Here is an 18,618-nt window from a genome sequence, read left to right on the forward strand (position 1 = left end):
GTGATTTCAAAGGTAAGGTAACTCTTACTTTATGAACATCCTCTACAAATGAATGATAAGCCTTGTAAGGAGGTGCGCTAAACATGCATGTTAAAAAAGGTGATAAAGTTCAGGTGATCACTGGTAAGGATAAAGGCAAAACAGGAACAATCCTTGAAGCCTACCCGAAGAAAGACCGTGTGTTGGTTGAAGGTGTGAACGTCGTTAAAAAGCACTCTAAACCTTCTCAAGACAACCCACAAGGCGGGATTCTTAACCAAGAAGCACCGATTCATGTTTCAAATGTAATGCCGGTTGATCCGAAATCTGGCGAGCCAACTCGAGTTGGTTATGAAGTACGAGACGGAAAGAAAGTTCGTATCGCTAAAAGATCAGGTCAAGCTCTAGATAAATAATATTAGCGATGAAAGGAGGTCTTCTCGATGAACGAATTAAAGCAAAGATATCAAAAGGAAATTGTTCCTTCATTAGTTGAAAAATTTAACTATGAGTCTGTTATGCAAGTACCAAAAGTAGAAAAAATCATCATTAACATGGGTGTCGGTGATGCAGTTCAAAACTCTAAAGCACTAGACAGTGCAGTAGAAGAATTAGCACTTATCTCCGGTCAACAACCATTAATCACGAAAGCGAAGAAATCAATCGCAGGCTTCCGTTTACGTGAGGGAATGCCGATTGGTGCAAAAGTTACTCTTCGTGGAGAGCGCATGTATGAATTCCTTCATAAGCTAATCTCTGTTTCTCTGCCACGTGTACGTGACTTCCGTGGTATTTCGAAGAAAGCTTTTGACGGTCGTGGTAACTACACACTTGGTGTGAAAGAACAATTGATTTTCCCGGAAATTAATTATGATCAAGTAAGTAAAGTACGCGGAATGGACATCGTTATTGTTACAACAGCTAATACCGATGAAGAATCACGTGAACTTTTATCTCAACTTGGCATGCCTTTCCAAAAATAAGCGATAAAGCTAATAGAAGGAGGGAAAATTGTGGCTAAAAAATCAATGATCGCGAAGCAAAAACGTCCTCAAAAGTTTAAAGTTCAAGAGTACACTCGTTGCGAACGCTGTGGTCGTCCACATTCAGTACTACGTAAATTTAAACTTTGCCGTATTTGTTTCCGTGAACTTGCCTACAAAGGTCAAATTCCTGGTGTCAAAAAAGCAAGCTGGTAAACCCCGATTAGGGAAGGAGGTAATAGATAATGGTTATGACAGATCCAATCGCAGATATGCTTACTCGTATTAGAAATGCTAACATGGTGCGTCACGAGAAGCTTGAACTTCCTGCATCTAAGTTAAAAAAAGAAATCGCTGATATCCTTAAACGTGAAGGTTTTGTACGCGATTATGAGTATGTAGAAGACGACAAACAAGGTGTACTACGTATTTTCTTGAAGTACGGAAACAACGAAGAACGCGTAATCACTGGCCTAAAGCGTATCAGTAAACCTGGTTTACGTGTATATGCGAAAGCTGATGAACTTCCTAAAGTATTGAACGGTTTAGGAATCGCTATCGTTTCCACTTCTAAAGGTGTTTTATCTGATAAAGAAGCACGTCAACAAGCAATCGGTGGAGAAGTGCTTGCATACGTGTGGTAATCGATTATATACAAGATAGGAGGTGCCTTTAATGTCTCGTATAGGATTGAAAATTCTTGAAATCCCTGAGGGTGTTGAAGTCAAACTAGACGGAGTTACAGTTACAGTTAAGGGACCAAAAGGTGAACTAACTCGTAACTTTCATGAAGATATGAAGATTAAAATTGAGGACAACGTACTTACTGTAGAACGTCCTAGCGATAATAAAGAACACCGTGCATTACATGGTACTACTCGTAGTATTATTGGAAACATGGTGGAAGGTGTTCACAAAGGATTTGAAAAAGCACTAGAAATCAACGGTGTTGGTTACCGTGCAACGAAACAAGGTAACAAAGTAGTTGTAAGTGCTGGATACTCTCATCCTGTAGAGGTTGAACAACCTGCTGGAATCGAACTTGATGTTCCTTCCAACACAAAGATCATTGTAAAAGGTATCGATAAAGAATTAGTAGGTGCCATTGCTGCTAATATTAGAGCTATTCGTCCACCAGAGCCATATAAAGGTAAAGGTATTCGTTACGAAGGCGAATATGTGCGTCGTAAAGAAGGTAAAACTGCGAAGTAATAGGCCTTCTTAAACAAGTTGTTTCACAACAAGTAAGGTAGAAGGAACAGAAAGGAGTGACCTAAATGATCACTAAGCCTGATAAAAACGTTGTACGTAAAAAACGCCACAAGCGTGTTCGTAAAAACCTTTTTGGTACTGCTGAGCGTCCGCGTTTAAACGTTTATCGTTCTAACAAAAACATCTATGCACAACTAATCGATGACGAGAGTGGAGTAACTCTTGCGAGCGCATCTACTGTAGATAATGGACTAAGTCTTGAATCTACTGGTAATGTAGAAGCAGCTCAAAAAGTAGGCGAGTTAATCGCAACTCGTGCTCAAGAAAAAGGACTTAAAAGTGTTGTATTCGATCGTGGCGGTTATTTATACCACGGACGTGTAAAAGCTTTAGCAGATGCTGCCCGTGAGGCAGGTCTTGAATTTTAATCGTAAAAGGAGGGACATATATTGCGTACAAACATTGATCCGAATAAATTAGATCTTGAAGAACGTGTAGTTACAATTAATCGTGTTGCAAAAGTAGTAAAAGGTGGACGTCGTTTCCGTTTTGCTGCGTTAGTAGTTGTGGGAGATAAAAACGGTCATGTAGGTTTCGGTACTGGTAAAGCACAAGAGGTACCTGATGCGATTCGTAAAGCGATTGACGATGCAAAGAAAAACCTAATCACTGTACCGATCGTTGGTACTACCATTCCCCACGAAATCACTGGACGATTTGGTGCTGGAAGCATCCTAATGAAGCCAGCTTCTGAGGGTACTGGAGTTATCGCTGGTGGACCGGTTCGTGCGGTATTAGAACTTGCTGGTGTTGGTGACATTCTGTCTAAATCACTAGGGTCTAACACACCAATCAACATGGTTCGTGCCACCATTAACGGACTAAAAGAACTAAAACGTGCAGAAGAAGTTGCGAAGCTTCGTGGTAAGTCTGTAGAAGAACTGTTAGGATAAGGAGGGAAACGATATGTCTAAAAAATTAGAAATTACCCTCGTGCGTAGTGTTATTGGCCGCTCTGAGTCTCAAAAAGCGACTGTGAAAACACTTGGTTTAAAGAAAATTCGTTCATCTGTAGTACGTGAAGATAACCCTGCTGTTCGTGGAATGGTAGAAAAGGTATCTCACTTAGTAGAGGTTAAAGAAGTTTAAGAATTAAATTGCTAAAAGAGGAGGTGCTCGCATGAAACTTCATGAATTGAAACCAGCAGTAACACGCAAAGAACGTAACCGTGTTGGACGTGGAATGTCTTCTGGTAACGGAAAAACATCTGGACGCGGACACAAAGGACAAAAAGCGCGTTCCGGTGGAGGAACTCGTCCAGGTTTTGAAGGTGGACAAATGCCATTACTTCAACGTATTCCGAAGCGTGGTTTCACCAACATTAACCGTAAGGATTATGCTATCGTAAACCTAGAAACATTAAATCGTTTTGAAGATGGTACAGAAGTAACTCCAGAGCTTTTACTTGAAACTGGTGTAGTTAGCAAGCTAAAAGCCGGCGTAAAAATTCTTGGAAACGGCAATGTGGAAAAGAAATTAACCGTAAAAGCTCACAAGTTCTCTGCTTCCGCTAAAGAAGCGATCGAAGCAGCGGGCGGTCAAACTGAGGTGATTTAATGTTTCGTTCAATCTCCAATTTTATGCGCGTAAGTGACATTCGAAATAAGATTATTTTCACCTTATTGATGTTAATTGTTTTTAGGCTGGGAACCTTTATCCCAGTTCCTTTCACAGATAGGGAAGCTATTGACTTTATGAATGAACAAAGCGTATTTGGCTTTTTAAACACATTCGGTGGTGGGGCATTACAAAACTTCTCCATTTTTGCTATGGGGATTATGCCTTACATTACAGCATCGATCATCATGCAGCTTCTGCAAATGGATGTCGTTGCTAAGTTTACAGAATGGAAAAAGCAAGGGGAAGTTGGAAGAAAGAAGTTAGCTCAATTTACTCGTTATGCAACGATTGTGTTAGCACTTATTCAAGCATCTGCTATGTCAGTCGGTTTTAATGCCATGACTGGTGGACAGCTCATTGACGACCCTGGCGCTGGGAAATTCATTGTCATTGCACTTGTCTTAACAAGTGGAACAGCATTCTTAATGTGGTTAGGGGAACAAATTACAGCAAACGGAGTAGGAAATGGTATTTCCATTCTTATCTTCGCGGGTATCGTTGCTGCAGTTCCTGGTGGTGTAAACCAGCTGTATGAACAATATTTCGGTGGAAATAGTACAGATGATTTATTCATTAACATCGTCATCGTAGCTCTGATCATCCTAGTTGTGCTAGCCGTTGTTGTCGGTGTTGTGTTCATTCAAGAAGCACTTCGTAAAATTCCGATTCAGTATGCAAAACGTGTATCCAATAATAAGCCAGTCGGTGGTCAATCTACTCATTTACCGTTAAAAGTAAATGCTGCAGGTGTTATACCGGTCATTTTCGCGATTGCTTTCATCATTGCTCCAAGAACGATCGCAACGTTCTTCGAGGGAAATGAAATAGCAGGAACGATTGCTAATATCTTTGATTATACGCAGCCAATAGGTATGACAATCTATGTAGCGCTTATTATCGCATTCACTTACTTCTATACATTTGTTCAAGTAAACCCAGAGCAAATGGCTGAAAACCTGAAGAAGCAAGGCGGATATATTCCAGGCATTCGCCCTGGTAAGACAACCGAAACGTATCTTACTAGAGTGATGTATCGTCTAACATTCGTAGGGTCAATCTTCTTAGCTGCTGTTTCTGTTCTTCCACTCATATTAGGTGGATTAGCTGATTTACCGCAGTCGGTACAAATCGGAGGAACGAGCTTGCTGATTGTCGTAGGTGTTGCACTGCAAACGATGAAGCAGTTGGAGAGCCAATTAGTGAAACGTCATTACAAGGGCTTTATAAAATAAACTAGAAGGCAAGTCCTTTTAGGTAAAGAACGAGAGCGAGGGGAAAGGCTTTGAATTTAATTCTTATGGGGCTACCTGGTGCAGGAAAAGGTACACAGGCAGAAAAGATTGTAGAAAAGTACCATATCCCTCATATCTCAACTGGAGATATGTTCCGTTTAGCCATCAAGGAAGGAACGGAGCTCGGCAAAAAAGCAAAAGAATTTATGGATCAAGGTGAACTTGTTCCTGATGAAGTTACGATTGGAATTGTTCGTGAGCGTTTAAGCAAGGATGATTGTCAACAAGGATTCTTGTTAGATGGTTTTCCAAGAACAATTGCACAAGCGGAGGCGTTGGAAAATCTACTCTCAGATTTAGGAGAGGCTACAGATTATGTCCTTCATGTTAATGTTCCTGAAGAAAAGCTTGTAGAAAGACTAACGGGTAGAAGAATTTGTCCGACGTGTGGAACAACCTATCATGTTCAATACAACCCTCCTCAAGAAGCTGGGATTTGTGATAAAGATGGTAGTGAATTGATTCAGCGAGATGACGACACAGCTGAAACTGTTAAAAAGAGATTACAAGTTAACCTGGAACAAACAAAGCCTTTGCTAGACTTTTATAAAGAAAAAGGATATCTCGTAACCTTTGATGGCGATCAAGACATTAACAAGGTGTTCGAAGATATCGACGAAAAGCTAGGAGCTCTAACTAGATGATTATACGTAAATCGCCACAAGAGCTTGCTATTATGAGGCAAGCGGGTAAGGTTGTTGCTCTTACTCATCAAGAGTTAAAGCGACATATCGAACCAGGAATCACTACAAAAGAACTGGATAACATTGCCGAGAAATTCATTCGGAGCATGGATGCATTTCCGTCTTTTAAAGGGTATAATGGATTCCGTGGCAGTATTTGCGCATCTGTTAATAATGAACTCGTTCATGGTATTCCTAGTAATCGAAGCTTGAGCGATGGAGACATTATCAGCATTGATATTGGAGCCAAATATAACGGCTTCCATGGAGATTCTGCTTGGACGTATCCAGTAGGAACTGTTGATAAAGAAACCTTGCTTTTACTAGAGGTTACAGAGACCTCATTATGGAAAGGTCTTGAGCAAGCAAAACCAGGTGCACGCCTTTCAAATATATCTCATGCCATTCAGGCATATGCAGAACCGAAGGGGTTCAGTATAGTGAGAGAATATGTAGGGCATGGAGTGGGGCGTGAGCTTCATGAAGATCCAAACATCCCTCACTACGGACCACCGAACAAAGGTCCTGTATTAAAACCGGGAATGGTCCTTGCTGTTGAACCGATGGTTAATGCAGGCAAGCGTTTCGTACGAACACTTGCAGATAATTGGACGGTTGTGACAGAGGATGGTAAAATGTGTGCTCACTTTGAACACACTATTGCTATTACTGAGGAAGGTTATCAGATCTTAACAATAGCCTAAGTGAAGGTGATCGTGGTTGAATGAATCAGAGTCGAGTCCGCGAATAGGTCAAGTTGTTCGTATCTTACAAGGACGGGAAGAGGGACAATTTGCGGTTATCATCGATATCGTAGATGATCGGTTTGTCCTACTTGCAGACGGAGAAAAAAGAAAATATGATCGGCCGAAGAAAAAGAATCGACATCATATTGAGCTTTTGGATTACATTTCTCCGGAAGTCCAAAACAGCCTTCTAGAAACTGGTCGCGTAACAAATGGTAAGCTGCGTTTTGCTCTATCAAAATTTGTCAATGATTTTGTGACTGATCTAAAGAAGGGAGATCAACTCGATGGCTAAAGACGATGCAATTGAAGTAGAAGGTACCGTTACCGACACATTACCTAATGCAATGTTTAAAGTTGAATTAGAGAATGGTCATACTGTTTTAGCGCATGTTTCCGGTAAAATTCGCATGCACTTCATTCGAATTCTACCTGGTGACAAAGTAACGGTTGAACTTTCACCATATGATTTAACAAGAGGACGTATTACGTACCGATATAAATAATGAAACTCCGATATAAGAGGAGGTATAGGTGATGAAGGTAAGACCATCCGTAAAACCGATATGTGAAAAGTGTAAAGTAATTCGCCGTAACGGTAAGGTTATGGTGATTTGCGAAAACCCTAAACACAAACAAAAACAAGGATAACTTTTAAAGGAGGTGCACGTCTCTAATGGCACGTATTTCAGGTATTGATATTCCCCGTGATAAACGTGTAGTTATTTCCCTTACTTATGTGTATGGGATTGGAAAAGCTACTGCGAAACAAGTTCTAAAAGAAGCTGGTGTTTCTGAAGATACACGCGTTCGCGATCTAACAGAAGACGAATTAGGAAGAATCCGTCAAGCAATTGAAAAGTTCACTGTTGAAGGTGACCTTCGTCGTGAGATTTCTCTTAACATCAAGCGTCTAATTGAGATCGGATCGTACCGTGGTTTGCGTCATCGTAGAGGTTTACCAGTTCGTGGTCAAAAGACTAAGAACAACTCTCGTACTCGTAAAGGTCCACGTAAAACAATGGCTAACAAGAAAAAATAAGCTAAAGGAGGTTAAACAATGGCACGTAAAACTAACACACGTAAACGTCGCGTGAAAAAGAATATTGACACGGGTATTGCACACATCCGTTCAACTTTCAACAACACAATCGTTACTATTACTGATGTTCAAGGTAACGCAGTAAGTTGGAGCAGTGCTGGTGCGCTTGGATTTAAAGGTTCTCGTAAATCAACTCCTTTCGCTGCACAAATGGCTGCTGAATCTGCTGCTAAATCAGCAATGGAACACGGTTTGAAAACATTAGAAGTTACAGTTAAAGGCCCTGGTGCTGGACGTGAAGCAGCAATTCGTTCTTTACAAGCAGCAGGTCTAGAAGTTACAGCAATTCGTGACGTAACTCCGGTTCCTCACAATGGCTGTCGCCCACCAAAACGTCGTCGTGTATAATTTATCCGTATAATATTTGTCACCCTGTCTATAATGGGTTATGATAGCTAAAAGTATTAGGGTTCAAATAGGTCGGAAAAGTTGTGCTAGACATCTTAAAAATACGTTTTTCAGGTGGTTAGCACACAGGATGCAACCAAAGCTCGTAAGTTCGTACGTAACTTCTTGGTTTAACAACTAGACGTGTAAGATCATTACAAGAGCCCATCCGTTACTTTTCTTGTTGAATTCTCATAATCAGCATTGCATAAGACAGAAAGTACAAAAATGTGTTGTGCAGAAACGGGAACTGCCACCAGAGGAATTTCGGTTAGACAAATGGTCTAGCCGGGGTTTCGACGTTTTGAAGGAGGGTTTTATTTAATGATCGAAATTGAAAAGCCAAAGATTGAAACGGTTGAGGTCAGCGATGATGCTACTTTTGGAAAGTTCGTCGTAGAACCGCTTGAACGTGGATATGGTACTACACTAGGGAACTCCTTGCGTCGTATCCTTTTATCATCACTTCCTGGCGCTGCTGTGACATCGGTTCAAATTGACGGAGCACTTCATGAATTTTCAACAATTGATGGAGTTGTTGAGGATGTTACAACTATCATTCTTAACCTTAAGAAGCTAGCTTTGAAAATCTACTCTGAAGAAGAAAAAACGTTAGAGATAGAAGCTCAAGGAGAAGGCATCGTGACAGCTGCAGATATTACATTTGACAGCGACGTTGAAATTTTAAATCCAGATCTTCATATTGCTACTCTTGGTAGTAATGCTAACCTGCATATGAAAATTACTGCAGAACGTGGTCGAGGATATCGACCTGCCGAAGCGAATAATCACGAAGATCTGCCGATTGGTGTCATTCCAGTCGATTCCATTTTCACTCCAGTATCCCGTGTTACGTATCAAGTAGAGAATACTCGCGTAGGGCAAGTAACGAACTTTGATAAGTTAACACTCGATGTATGGACAGATGGAAGCATTCGACCGGAAGAGGCAGTATCTTTAGGTGCGAAAATTTACACAGAGCATTTAAACATCTTCGTAGGTCTAACCGACGAGGCTCAAAATGCTGAAATCATGATTGAAAAAGAAGAAGACCAGAAAGAAAAAGTTCTAGAAATGACCATTGAAGAACTAGACCTTTCCGTTCGTTCTTACAACTGCTTAAAACGTGCTGGTATCAACACGGTACAAGAGCTTGCACATAAGTCTGAAGAAGACATGATGAAAGTAAGAAACCTAGGTCGTAAGTCTCTAGAAGAGGTAAAACACAAGCTAGAGGATCTTGGACTAGGATTACGTAAAGACGATTGATAACGACACCTTTAGAGATTCCGGAAAAGGGAGGGATAATCCATGGCTAGAAAATTAGGTCGTACTACGGATAAGCGTATGGCTTTACTAAGAGGCCTTGCCACAGACTTGATTATTCATGAACGACTAGAAACGACTGAAGCAAAAGCGAAGGAGCTTCGTTCTGTTGTTGATAAAATGATTACTCTTGGTAAGCGCGGTGATCTTCATGCTCGCCGTCAAGCTGCATCATTTCTTTATAATGCAGAGGCTAATGAAAATGAAGATGCAGTTCAAAAACTATTTGCTGATATTGCTACTAGATATGAGGACCGTCAAGGCGGTTACACTCGTGTCCTAAAACTAGGACCACGTCGTGGTGATGGTGCAGAAATGGCGATTATTGAACTTGTATAATAATCGATAATGAATGGCTTGAAGGGCAGGACTGAATCTCTTCCACGAGGTGAATCCAGGCCCTTTTTTATACTTTTTGTATTTTAGCGTAGAAGAGAATTCGTCGAGGTTAAAATAGATGAGTATAGGGATAGGCTTTTGGTTGGTCATACCTACCAAAACCTATCCAAGCCAGATAAGGGAGAAGCGGAAGGATGTGATTGCTAGGAGGTCATAGACTTCCGCTTTTGGACCCTAATCTTACATACATAAAGAGTAGTTAAGTCCCAGGAGGGGTGTTTATGGAACGTGCATTCATAGAATTTCATAATGTGTCCTTTCGTTATGGAGAGGACCAGCCATGGGCACTACGAGGGGTAAGTTTTCAAATACATAAAAATGAATCTGTAGTCATACTAGGACATAATGGTTCAGGAAAGTCTACAATCGCCAAGCTGATGAATGGGCTTTTATTTCCTCAAGAAGGGGAAATCTATGTAGCAGGAATGCCCGTCAACGAAGAAACAATCTGGGACGTGCGAAGCCATGTTGGGATGGTTTTTCAAAACCCAGACAATCAATTTGTTGGAACGACGGTAAGAGATGATGTGGCATTCGGATTAGAAAATCGAGGCATTAAGCGTGAAGAAATGCTAAGACGGATTGAACGAAGCCTTTCTTCAGTCGGCATGGAGTCATATTCATTACACGAGCCGCACCGTTTATCTGGCGGACAAAAACAGCGAGTAGCTATTGCGAGTGTACTAGCCATATTCCCTGACGTGATGATTCTAGATGAGGCAACGGCGATGCTTGATCCAAAAGGGCGTAAACAAATTCATAAGACGATCCAATCGGTCATGGAAGACAACAACCTCTCTCTTGTGACCATTACGCACGACTTGTCTGAAGCAATACATACAGACCGTATCCTCGTTATGAACGCAGGAAAGGTTTGGGCAGAGGGATTGCCACGCGATATTTTTACCAAGAAAAAAGAATTAGAGGAAATTGGGCTTGACGTACCTTTTATTTCAAAATTAGCGGATGAATTGCAACATATTGATATCCCGATACGTCATGAGCCATTAAATGAGGAAGAGCTACTGGAGGAACTATGGATATATCATTCAAGCAAGTAAGCTATATCTATCAACCGAATAGCCCGTTTGAATACCAAGCGTTGAAGGATTTAAATCTTTCCATTCCTTCTGGTTCCTTTGTAGCCATTGTCGGGCATACAGGATCGGGGAAATCCACTCTTATTCAGCATTTAAATGGATTGATACGGCCTACATCTGGTGAGGTAGTAATAGGCCCATACCGACTCTCAAATGAAGAGAAGCCAAAGGCGTTAATGGAATTGCGCCAACGAGTAGGCGTGGTGTTCCAATATCCGGAGCATCAGCTATTTGAAGAAACCGTGGCCAAGGACATTGCTTTTGGGCCTAAAAACTTTGGGGTGTCGGATGCAGACATTCAGAAGCGAATACAAGATGTCATACAACATGTTCAATTGCCTGAAGAGCTTCTAGACCGCTCTCCTTTTGACTTAAGTGGGGGACAGATGCGGCGAGCAGCTATTGCCGGGGTTCTAGCGATGAATCCAGAAGTATTAGTGCTAGATGAGCCTACTGCAGGTCTGGATCCAAGAGGACAAAAAGACATGATGAACATGTTCCATACCTTACATAAAGCACGAAATCTTACAACGATTTTAGTCACCCATAGTATGGAGGATGCTTTCCAATATTCCGACTATGTCATCGTATTAAATGATGGGGAAAAATATATAGAAGGCAAACCAGAGGAAGTACTGACTATGAAATCAGCCTTACAAGAAGTACAGTTGGATGTTCCAGAAATGGTCCAATTTATCATTGGGTTCAATGATAAATTTCATGCTAGTTTGCCGCTAGAGCGTCAGAGTTTAATGGAGCTTGCACAAAGGATGAAACAACAGCTTATTAAGGGAGAAGATCAAGGTGAATAACTTCATCGTCGGTCAGTACGTTCCAGGTGAATCCTTTATTCACCGCTTAGATCCAAGAACGAAAATTGCACTTATTTTTTTCTTTGTTATTATCGTATTTTTTGCTAACTCTGTAGGCAGTTATGGCATTCTTACCTTGTTTGCAATAGTTGTTACAGTTTCCACTCGTATAAAACCAACCTTTATTTTAAAAGGGTTAACACCGGTATGGTTTTTAATTATTTTTACATTTATTTTGCATTTAATAGTAACAAAGGAAGGAGACATTCTCTTTCAAATTGTTGGCTATCCGATTTATTCAGGTGCGGTAATCCAGGGCTTAGCTATCTCTCTACGATTCTTTCTTCTTATTTTAATTACATCCATGCTCACATTAACAACGACACCGATTGAAATAACGGATGCAATCGAAACCTTACTTGGTCCATTTAAAAAAATACGATTCCCTGTTCATGAGTTGGCGCTGATGATGTCCATTTCTTTACGTTTCATCCCAACCTTAATGCAAGAAACGGAGAAAATATCAAAAGCACAAGCCTCTCGTGGAGTAGATTTTCGCACCGGTCCATTAAAAGAACGCATTCAGGCCGTTGTACCGCTGCTCGTTCCTTTGTTTGTGAGTGCTTTTAAGCGGGCTGAGGAGCTCGCGATGGCCATGGAAGCACGAGGCTACCGCGGGGGAGAAGGAAGAACGAAGCTCAGAGAGCTAAAAACCCAATCGATTGATGTCCTCGCCTATGGAATTTTTATTCTCGTTGCAATTGGCTTATTTTTATGGAGAAATTAAAGGTGGACGAAGTAATGGAACGAATAAAATGTGTCATTTCCTATGATGGATCCGAATTCTCTGGCTACCAAGTCCAGCCGAATGGTCGAACGGTACAAGAGGAGATAGAAAGAGCCTTGCAGAAGATGACGAAGGGCTCACCTATTCGTGTGACGGCATCTGGTCGGACAGATGCGGGGGTGCACGCAAAAGGACAAGTGATTCACTTTGATACGGAGCTCCAAATTCCAGAGGATAAGTGGAAAAAGGCAATGAATACCCTTCTTCCTCAGGATATAAGAATTTTAGAGGTAAGGAAGGTAAGTTCTTCCTTCCATGCAAGGTTTGATGTACAGCAGAAAACCTATAAGTATTTTATCGATCTGAACAAGGATATGGATATATTTAACCGGAAATATACTTACCATTTTCCGTTCGAACTTGATGTGGAATCGATAGAACAGGCCTGTGAGCTTCTTGTAGGAGAACACGACTTTACCGCATTTTGTGCAGCCAATTCTGGTGTGAAGGGTGAAAAGGTGCGTACCATATACTATGCAAGTGGCACGAAGCTAGAAAATCAGCTTGTTTTTACGTTTACGGGAAGCGGCTTTCTTTATAATATGGTTCGAATTCTAGTAGGGACCCTATTGGAGATCGGGACAGGAAAGCGGAATGCGACTGATATCCTTGGGATTATCGAGTCAAAGGATCGTAAAAAGGCAGGGAAGACAGCTCCGGCTCACGGCTTATATCTATGGGAAGTGATGTATGAGGAAAAAAGGTAAAAACAACGCGACCGGGTGTAACCTTTCTATTGACAATACCCCCTTATTTGTTATACTATGATTTATGGCATTTTATTTCTAAACCACGATTAGCCCCGGAAAGTTAATTCGTGTTAGAATATAGTCTGATTGCAAGATGGGACAGCTAGTCTTGCTGAAAGATTCGTAAAATGTGAAACAATGGATTCATATGAACGGATGCTTTACAAGAACGGTTGTCACTTGAATTTTGGAAAATTGATATTTTGGAGGGTAACGAATCATGCGCACAACTTTCATGGCGAATGAAAATAATATCGAACGCAAATGGTTGGTTGTGGATGCTGAAGGACAAACTCTTGGTCGTTTAGCAAGTGAAGTTGCTTCAATCCTTCGTGGAAAGCATAAGCCAACTTACACACCACACGTTGACACTGGTGATCACGTAATCATCGTTAATGCAGAAAAAATCGAACTATCTGGTAACAAACTTAATGACAAAATGTACTACCGTCATTCTAACCACCCAGGTGGATTAAAAGCTCGTACAGCTAACGAAATGCGTACGAAATACCCAGAGCAAATGCTTGAGCTAACTGTTAAAGGCATGCTTCCAAAAGGTAGCCTTGGCCGTCAAATGGGTAAAAAATTACATGTATTCCGTGGACCGGAACACAATCATCAAGCACAAAAACCAGAAGCTTATCAACTTCGCGGATAATTATAAGGAGGTAACGAATAGTGGCACAAGTACAATACTACGGCACAGGTCGTCGTAAAAGCTCAACTGCACGTGTACGTTTAGTTCCAGGTAACGGACGTATCACCGTTAATAATCGAGACGCTGAAAGCTATTTCCCATATGAAACATTACGTACTATCATTAAACAACCTTTAGCTGCAACGGAAACAGAAGGAAGCTATGATGTGTTGGTTAATGTACATGGTGGAGGATTCACAGGTCAAGCTGGAGCAATCCGTCATGGTGTAGCACGTGCTTTATTAGAAGCAGATCCAGAATACCGCACAGCTTTAAAGCGTGCTGGATTCTTAACACGTGACGCTCGTATGAAAGAACGTAAGAAATACGGTCTTAAAGGCGCTCGTCGTGCACCACAGTTCTCAAAACGTTAATCTTAATAAAAATATTAATATATCAACGTTTACAGGCTATCCCATCTATGATGAGATAGCCTGTTTTTCGTTTGATAAAGGGTAGAAATGTAAAGTGAATTTGGATTATTAAGAGCCAATAAAAATATATATTAATCGTTAACAAATCAAGATATGTAGAAGCATATACACCACTACCATCCCTATCAAGATCAAGTCCTATTAAGAAATATTATTGACTGTAAAAAGCACTTACTTACAATTTGCTAATATCATCGACAAGCATAGGCAACCCATTACTGAAAAAATGATCTTTGCCATCGAGTATGGTGGTATTTGCCTGAGGAAGCTTTTGTTTATAGTGTTCAAGATGAGAAGATGGTACAATTTCATCATTTCTACTATGATAGAAACACATCTGTGGCATTTGAGGAAGTCTTGAAGCAACATTGTCTGGAAGAGTGTACTCATCACTCTGCCAATTATCATCTTTTCCCCAGTACGGCGCTGCAATCAGGAACAGTCCGGTAATAGAAACATTCACCGTTTTTTCGGAAAGATATTTCAGCAACACTGCTCCTCCCAAGGAATGACCGATAAGAAGTACTTCACCATCTAACGCAACAAATTCTTTTTCGAGTTGAGCCTTCCAAAGCATATATTCAGGTTCTTCCGTATTAGGCATCTTTGGATAGATTAAATGATAATCATTACAGAGTTTATCTTTTACATATTCTATTAGACCGCTACTTCCCCGGTGGTGATCTTGAGGTCCTGCACTATGGAGGAAGAATACTTGTTTCTTCATTTCATTTACTCCCTTCTACCTATTTCGTTCTATAGCTGTAAAAAGCAACTTTGCAAACTACTGTTTAAAAAAACTCGTAAGGATTTGTAGCACCACGTTAGGATCAGGCATATGATCTTGGCCAGGAAGTGTACTGTATTCTGCATGTGGAATTGCATCGTTCAACTGCTTCACGACCTCATGCATAGAAGCGGGGCTTTCCTCCCCAACCATGATGTGAGTTGGTATGGTTAATCGGGAGGCATCTGCAATAGGTGGTAAATTGCTGGCTAACATAATGTCATAAGCAAGTGTTGGAGCCAGTGCCACCATCGCCGCCCACTGAGGTGATTGCCGAAACATACCATCAATTACTTCCTTAGGAGTGCCGATACCTTCTAGGAAATGGCTCAAAGCTTCGTCGTTTTTTCCTCTATCTAGCAGTGTGTATAGTTCCTGACTCAACTCTTCGAATTCATTTAGATCAGCTTGGTTATGGGCATAAGCAGGGTCATATAAAGCCAGTTTGCTAACCTTACTACCAAAACGCATTCCAGCTTCAAGCGCAAGAATAGCACCCGAGGAATGACCATACAAATTAGCTTTACCTCCTGCTGCATCAATCATGGCTTCCATGTCTTCCATTTCGCGCTCAATGGAGAACGGTAATGTGTTAGTACTATCTCCGCGCCCGCGTCGGTCATAATTGTAGACAGTAAATTGTTCCGCGAATACTTTGGCATCTTGCAAGACCGGTTCAAATTGGCGAAAACAAGTGGCACCAGTTACGAAGATCAGTGGAGGTCCGTTGCCATAAACATCATATGCTAACGTCGTACCGTCTTTTGATTTGGTTGTTTTCAAGCTTTTTCCTTCTTTCTAGCGTTAATTTTAATTAAGGATTCACATCTATTGATGTCTCATGCTAAAACCTATACAAGGTTTCACTGCTTATTCGCTTCCTCTTTACTAGGCAACTCAATCAGATAAGCCGATAATTCCTTGATTATGTTACTGTCTGTGTGATCAAATGTATAGATATCGCAAAAAGAATACAACTTCTCTTGCCCATTTTCTTCAGGCATTATCATCGTTCCTTCAACGACCGCCTTATTCCCAGCTGTGATGATATTTTTTGTTCTATATTCCTCAGCGACAACACCCCTCATTGGTTCAAGCATGTTGGTGACAGCTTCTCTCCCTTGAAGTTCAGCCTCGCCCACGAAATGCCACTGAACATCTTTAGCAATATTTCCAGCGATATAATCCACTTCGCCGGTTGCAAATGCCTTACTGAGTCTTTTAACTTTGACATCAGCAAAAGGATCAACTCTGAAGTCGAATCCAAAGTAGACAACGATTTCTTCTATTCTGCTACCTTCAAACCGAAAGTGTTCCATATTTTGAAATGTAGCACCGGATTTTAGTAAACATTCGTATCGAATGATGGCTTCATTTCCGTCTGTAAAAAGGCTTTGAATATGATATTCATGGATGTCTTTACAACTTGGCCAGCATTTCGCAAAGTATGCCTTTTGATTGATCTGGTCATCGACCGGGCTACTAAATGTGAAATCTTGGCTTAACAATTCCTCCAAAATTCCCTTTTCTTTTGTTTCGTATGCTTTAAAATAGTTGCGTGCTAGATTTTATAGATTGATCTGGTCCATTCTTTTATCCCTCCATTAAAATGAAATGTCTTGTTTGGATGTTAACACGTTAAAAAGCATGAAATTTCTTATAAATTGCTATGATGATCGATTTAGAAAGTTTTTCATCAAAAGTGGCAAAGAAATAAGAATGGGGGGATCATCAAGGCGGGGTCTACGGAGTAGAAGTCGTTGTTGGGGTATAGCCATTTCAGATCCAACTATAATTGGATGATTTACTTTTGCGCGCAATGTTTGGTGAGGAACGAGGATTTCATGTGTCTTCATCTCCCAAAACACGGCGGTAGCCATTAAATAATAAATGCCTGGGCGAACATCTGTAAAAGTAAAAGGACCTAATGAAGAAAGTAATGTCCCGTATGGAGGCAGTCCTGCGGGTATCGGTTTTGTAAATAATCCAATCAAAATAACACCAAAAAATGGAAACTCTGCTTCGATGGTTCCTTCCACTCTGGTAGATTGGCTTTCACTTATAAGATTGTGCGACCAATTGTTTAAATTTTTCAGGGATTGTAAATACATGCTGACCTGTGTGGGGGATTTTCTAAATTGTGACGGAGTCATACCGACCCTTTCGGTGAATCGTGTAGTAAAGGTTCCTAAACTTTGTTGACCAATTTCCATACCGATATCACGAACAGTTAAATCTGTATTCAATAATAAATCTTTTGCCCTCTGCACTTTTAAGGAAGATACGTAGTGATGTGGTGAAAGGCCCGTTCTTTGTTTGAAAATACGCGAAAAGTGATAAGAACTATATGCTGCATGATGTGCCAACTGGGAAAGTGGAAGTGGTTCATTAATATGTTGATGAATGTATGCGATCACCTCATCTATTTCTGAATAAGTATGATTCACGTTATCATCCCCCCTTACTGTCCATGCTTTTACGAAAATCATATCATAGAAAAGTTGTCCTACGACTTGAATTTATAAAATAACTCCTAATTAAAATTAGATATCCATTATCGTCATATTCTCTTTAGGCTGTACCGGAATTTATATCTATTTGTAGATAGAATAAGAAAAACTACGGCAAAGAAGAAAACATCAAAAAAGAAACGGTCAGACGTTTTAATTCAGACCGTTTTTGGGAATCCCTTCTTTCATATTCCTATGGTGGAGCAAATAGAATTGTTTAGCTAGATAAGAAGGGGTGTACGGCATGTCGTTTCTAAGCCAAGCTACTATCGTCCCGATCAAAGCCGCAGAATCATACCATATCAAAATATCCTTCTGAATCCCCGCTTTTAGGACAGTAGAGCCACTGCCTTTTTTCTCAATGCTTGAGACAATCGTATCTGTCAGCAAAAGCAATAAACGATCACGAAAGAGTGATATCCGTTTCGACGTGAGGACGATTTTATAAAAACTAGCATTTTCGGCTAAGTATTGAAGGAAATTTACCATCCTGCTCCAATTCGCATCTCCAGTTTCGGATGTTTGGCTCAAAACACTAGAAATATCCGCAATCATATCATCCGCCAACTTTTCGATCATATCTGGGATATCCCGATAATGTGAATAAAAGGTAACACGATTGATGGTTGCCTGCTCTGCGAGACTATTCACCGTGATCTTCTCAATATCCATCTCCTGAAGTAAATCGATAAAGGCATCCTTAAGTAACTGCCGTGTGCGTAGTATGCGAGGGTCTGTGTGCTTCTTTTTAGTATTCACTTTGTCCTTTTCCTTCCTTTTACAAACTAATCTACAATTTGATAACAGATGTTGTATATATACAATTTATACTACATAACCGTTGTTATTGTAATCTATCATACATACTAACCGTTTTTGTAAGTTGAAAACA

General features: G+C 40.6%; 30 protein-coding genes and 1 pseudogene. 25 read left to right on the plus strand and 6 right to left on the minus strand.

The genetic code is table 11. The features are described from left to right. The first annotated feature begins 83 nt into the window (after positions 1-83). The 25 genes from rplX (at position 84) to rpsI (ending at position 14,369) form a co-directional block, all read left to right on the plus strand. Complete coding sequence (gene rplX, locus KO561_RS00495; RefSeq protein ID WP_231095144.1) at positions 84-395, plus strand: 50S ribosomal protein L24; 312 nt, start codon at positions 84-86, stop codon at positions 393-395. Between the two features lie 27 nt (positions 396-422). Further along, complete coding sequence (gene rplE / locus KO561_RS00500) at positions 423-962, plus strand: 50S ribosomal protein L5 (RefSeq protein ID WP_231095145.1); 540 nt, start codon at positions 423-425, stop codon at positions 960-962. 30 nt (positions 963-992) lie between these two features. After that, positions 993-1,178, plus strand: a complete 186-nt coding sequence (locus KO561_RS00505; protein WP_143891650.1) for a type Z 30S ribosomal protein S14 — start codon at positions 993-995, stop codon at positions 1,176-1,178. A gap of 29 nt (positions 1,179-1,207) precedes the next feature. Further along, positions 1,208-1,606, plus strand: coding sequence for a 30S ribosomal protein S8 (gene rpsH, locus KO561_RS00510; protein WP_231095146.1), 399 nt, complete (start codon positions 1,208-1,210; stop codon positions 1,604-1,606). A gap of 31 nt (positions 1,607-1,637) precedes the next feature. Further along, the gene (gene rplF, locus KO561_RS00515; RefSeq protein ID WP_231095147.1) at positions 1,638-2,174 is read left to right on the plus strand and encodes a 50S ribosomal protein L6; all 537 of its coding nucleotides are present in this window, start codon (positions 1,638-1,640) and stop codon (positions 2,172-2,174) included. A 65-nt stretch (positions 2,175-2,239) separates the two neighbouring features. Beyond that, positions 2,240-2,602: a 50S ribosomal protein L18 gene (gene rplR, locus KO561_RS00520; RefSeq protein ID WP_231095148.1), complete on the plus strand. Its 363-nt coding sequence runs from the start codon at positions 2,240-2,242 to the stop codon at positions 2,600-2,602. Between the two features lie 21 nt (positions 2,603-2,623). After that, complete coding sequence (gene rpsE / locus KO561_RS00525; protein ID WP_231095149.1) at positions 2,624-3,127, plus strand: 30S ribosomal protein S5; 504 nt, start codon at positions 2,624-2,626, stop codon at positions 3,125-3,127. Positions 3,128-3,140: 13 nt separating this feature from the next. Further along, positions 3,141-3,323: a 50S ribosomal protein L30 gene (gene rpmD / locus KO561_RS00530; RefSeq protein WP_231095150.1), complete on the plus strand. Its 183-nt coding sequence runs from the start codon at positions 3,141-3,143 to the stop codon at positions 3,321-3,323. 31 nt (positions 3,324-3,354) lie between these two features. Then, positions 3,355-3,792, plus strand: coding sequence for a 50S ribosomal protein L15 (gene rplO / locus KO561_RS00535; protein ID WP_231095151.1), 438 nt, complete (start codon positions 3,355-3,357; stop codon positions 3,790-3,792). Beyond that, entirely contained in the window at positions 3,792-5,087 is a 1,296-nt protein-coding gene (gene secY, locus KO561_RS00540; protein ID WP_231095152.1) for a preprotein translocase subunit SecY, read from the plus strand. Before rplO ends, secY begins: the two co-directional genes overlap by 1 nt. A 50-nt stretch (positions 5,088-5,137) precedes the next feature. Continuing rightward, positions 5,138-5,791, plus strand: coding sequence for an adenylate kinase (locus KO561_RS00545; RefSeq protein WP_231095153.1), 654 nt, complete (start codon positions 5,138-5,140; stop codon positions 5,789-5,791). Further along, complete coding sequence (gene map, locus KO561_RS00550) at positions 5,788-6,534, plus strand: type I methionyl aminopeptidase (RefSeq protein WP_231095154.1); 747 nt, start codon at positions 5,788-5,790, stop codon at positions 6,532-6,534. Before KO561_RS00545 ends, map begins: the two co-directional genes overlap by 4 nt. Before the next feature lie 16 nt (positions 6,535-6,550). Continuing rightward, positions 6,551-6,871 (plus strand): KOW domain-containing RNA-binding protein, encoded by a 321-nt coding sequence (locus KO561_RS00555; RefSeq protein WP_231095156.1) that lies wholly within the window; start codon positions 6,551-6,553, stop codon positions 6,869-6,871. After that, the gene (gene infA / locus KO561_RS00560; protein ID WP_003464670.1) at positions 6,864-7,082 is read left to right on the plus strand and encodes a translation initiation factor IF-1; all 219 of its coding nucleotides are present in this window, start codon (positions 6,864-6,866) and stop codon (positions 7,080-7,082) included. Before KO561_RS00555 ends, infA begins: the two co-directional genes overlap by 8 nt. A gap of 31 nt (positions 7,083-7,113) precedes the next feature. Then, entirely contained in the window at positions 7,114-7,227 is a 114-nt protein-coding gene (gene rpmJ, locus KO561_RS00565; RefSeq protein ID WP_017473641.1) for a 50S ribosomal protein L36, read from the plus strand. Between the two features lie 25 nt (positions 7,228-7,252). Next, entirely contained in the window at positions 7,253-7,618 is a 366-nt protein-coding gene (gene rpsM, locus KO561_RS00570; RefSeq protein WP_231095159.1) for a 30S ribosomal protein S13, read from the plus strand. A gap of 18 nt (positions 7,619-7,636) precedes the next feature. Next, entirely contained in the window at positions 7,637-8,026 is a 390-nt protein-coding gene (gene rpsK / locus KO561_RS00575; protein WP_231095165.1) for a 30S ribosomal protein S11, read from the plus strand. 363 nt (positions 8,027-8,389) lie between these two features. Then, positions 8,390-9,334: a DNA-directed RNA polymerase subunit alpha gene (locus tag KO561_RS00580; RefSeq protein WP_231095167.1), complete on the plus strand. Its 945-nt coding sequence runs from the start codon at positions 8,390-8,392 to the stop codon at positions 9,332-9,334. 42 nt (positions 9,335-9,376) lie between these two features. Beyond that, positions 9,377-9,730 carry a 50S ribosomal protein L17 gene (rplQ, locus tag KO561_RS00585; RefSeq protein ID WP_231095169.1) on the plus strand — a complete coding sequence of 118 codons (354 nt, stop codon included), beginning with the start codon at positions 9,377-9,379 and terminating at the stop codon, positions 9,728-9,730. 281 nt (positions 9,731-10,011) lie between these two features. Next, on the plus strand, positions 10,012-10,851 hold the full coding sequence (locus KO561_RS00590) for an energy-coupling factor ABC transporter ATP-binding protein (RefSeq protein WP_231095171.1): 840 nt from the start codon (positions 10,012-10,014) through the stop codon (positions 10,849-10,851). After that, positions 10,827-11,702, plus strand: coding sequence for an energy-coupling factor ABC transporter ATP-binding protein (locus KO561_RS00595; RefSeq protein ID WP_231095173.1), 876 nt, complete (start codon positions 10,827-10,829; stop codon positions 11,700-11,702). The genes KO561_RS00590 and KO561_RS00595 overlap by 25 nt, the downstream gene beginning before the upstream one ends. Then, entirely contained in the window at positions 11,695-12,489 is a 795-nt protein-coding gene (locus tag KO561_RS00600; protein WP_231095174.1) for an energy-coupling factor transporter transmembrane component T family protein, read from the plus strand. Before KO561_RS00595 ends, KO561_RS00600 begins: the two co-directional genes overlap by 8 nt. 14 nt (positions 12,490-12,503) lie before the next feature. Further along, complete coding sequence (gene truA / locus KO561_RS00605) at positions 12,504-13,256, plus strand: tRNA pseudouridine(38-40) synthase TruA (RefSeq protein WP_231095177.1); 753 nt, start codon at positions 12,504-12,506, stop codon at positions 13,254-13,256. Positions 13,257-13,518: 262 nt separating this feature from the next. Beyond that, positions 13,519-13,956: a 50S ribosomal protein L13 gene (gene rplM, locus KO561_RS00610; RefSeq protein WP_231095179.1), complete on the plus strand. Its 438-nt coding sequence runs from the start codon at positions 13,519-13,521 to the stop codon at positions 13,954-13,956. Between the two features lie 20 nt (positions 13,957-13,976). Then, on the plus strand, positions 13,977-14,369 hold the full coding sequence (gene rpsI, locus KO561_RS00615) for a 30S ribosomal protein S9 (protein ID WP_231095180.1): 393 nt from the start codon (positions 13,977-13,979) through the stop codon (positions 14,367-14,369). A 235-nt stretch (positions 14,370-14,604) separates the two neighbouring features. Here rpsI and KO561_RS00620 read toward each other — a convergent pair whose 3' ends face one another. The 6 genes and pseudogenes from KO561_RS00620 to KO561_RS00640 all read right to left on the minus strand — a co-directional run bounded on the left by KO561_RS00620 (position 14,605) and on the right by KO561_RS00640 (position 18,485). Next, on the minus strand, positions 14,605-15,156 hold the full coding sequence (locus KO561_RS00620; RefSeq protein ID WP_231095181.1) for an alpha/beta hydrolase: 552 nt from the start codon (positions 15,154-15,156) through the stop codon (positions 14,605-14,607). 57 nt (positions 15,157-15,213) lie between these two features. After that, the gene (locus tag KO561_RS00625; RefSeq protein WP_231095184.1) at positions 15,214-15,999 is read right to left on the minus strand and encodes an alpha/beta fold hydrolase; all 786 of its coding nucleotides are present in this window, start codon (positions 15,997-15,999) and stop codon (positions 15,214-15,216) included. Positions 16,000-16,079: 80 nt separating this feature from the next. After that, a complete protein-coding gene (locus tag KO561_RS00630) occupies positions 16,080-16,535 on the minus strand; it encodes a nuclear transport factor 2 family protein (RefSeq protein ID WP_331000853.1) in 456 nt (151 codons plus the stop codon). Further along, a pseudogene (locus tag KO561_RS20475) lies at positions 16,509-16,763 on the minus strand (hypothetical protein); the annotation flags it as partial. The pseudogene KO561_RS20475 and the gene KO561_RS00630, both read right to left, overlap by 27 nt. Before the next feature lie 120 nt (positions 16,764-16,883). Beyond that, positions 16,884-17,705: an AraC family transcriptional regulator gene (locus KO561_RS00635; RefSeq protein WP_231095189.1), complete on the minus strand. Its 822-nt coding sequence runs from the start codon at positions 17,703-17,705 to the stop codon at positions 16,884-16,886. Positions 17,706-17,879: 174 nt separating this feature from the next. Next, complete coding sequence (locus tag KO561_RS00640) at positions 17,880-18,485, minus strand: TetR/AcrR family transcriptional regulator (RefSeq protein WP_231095191.1); 606 nt, start codon at positions 18,483-18,485, stop codon at positions 17,880-17,882. Positions 18,486-18,618: the final 133 nt, after the last annotated feature.

It is taken from the genome of Radiobacillus kanasensis (assembly GCF_021049245.1).
Lineage (GTDB): Bacteria > Bacillota > Bacilli > Bacillales > Amphibacillaceae > Radiobacillus > Radiobacillus kanasensis.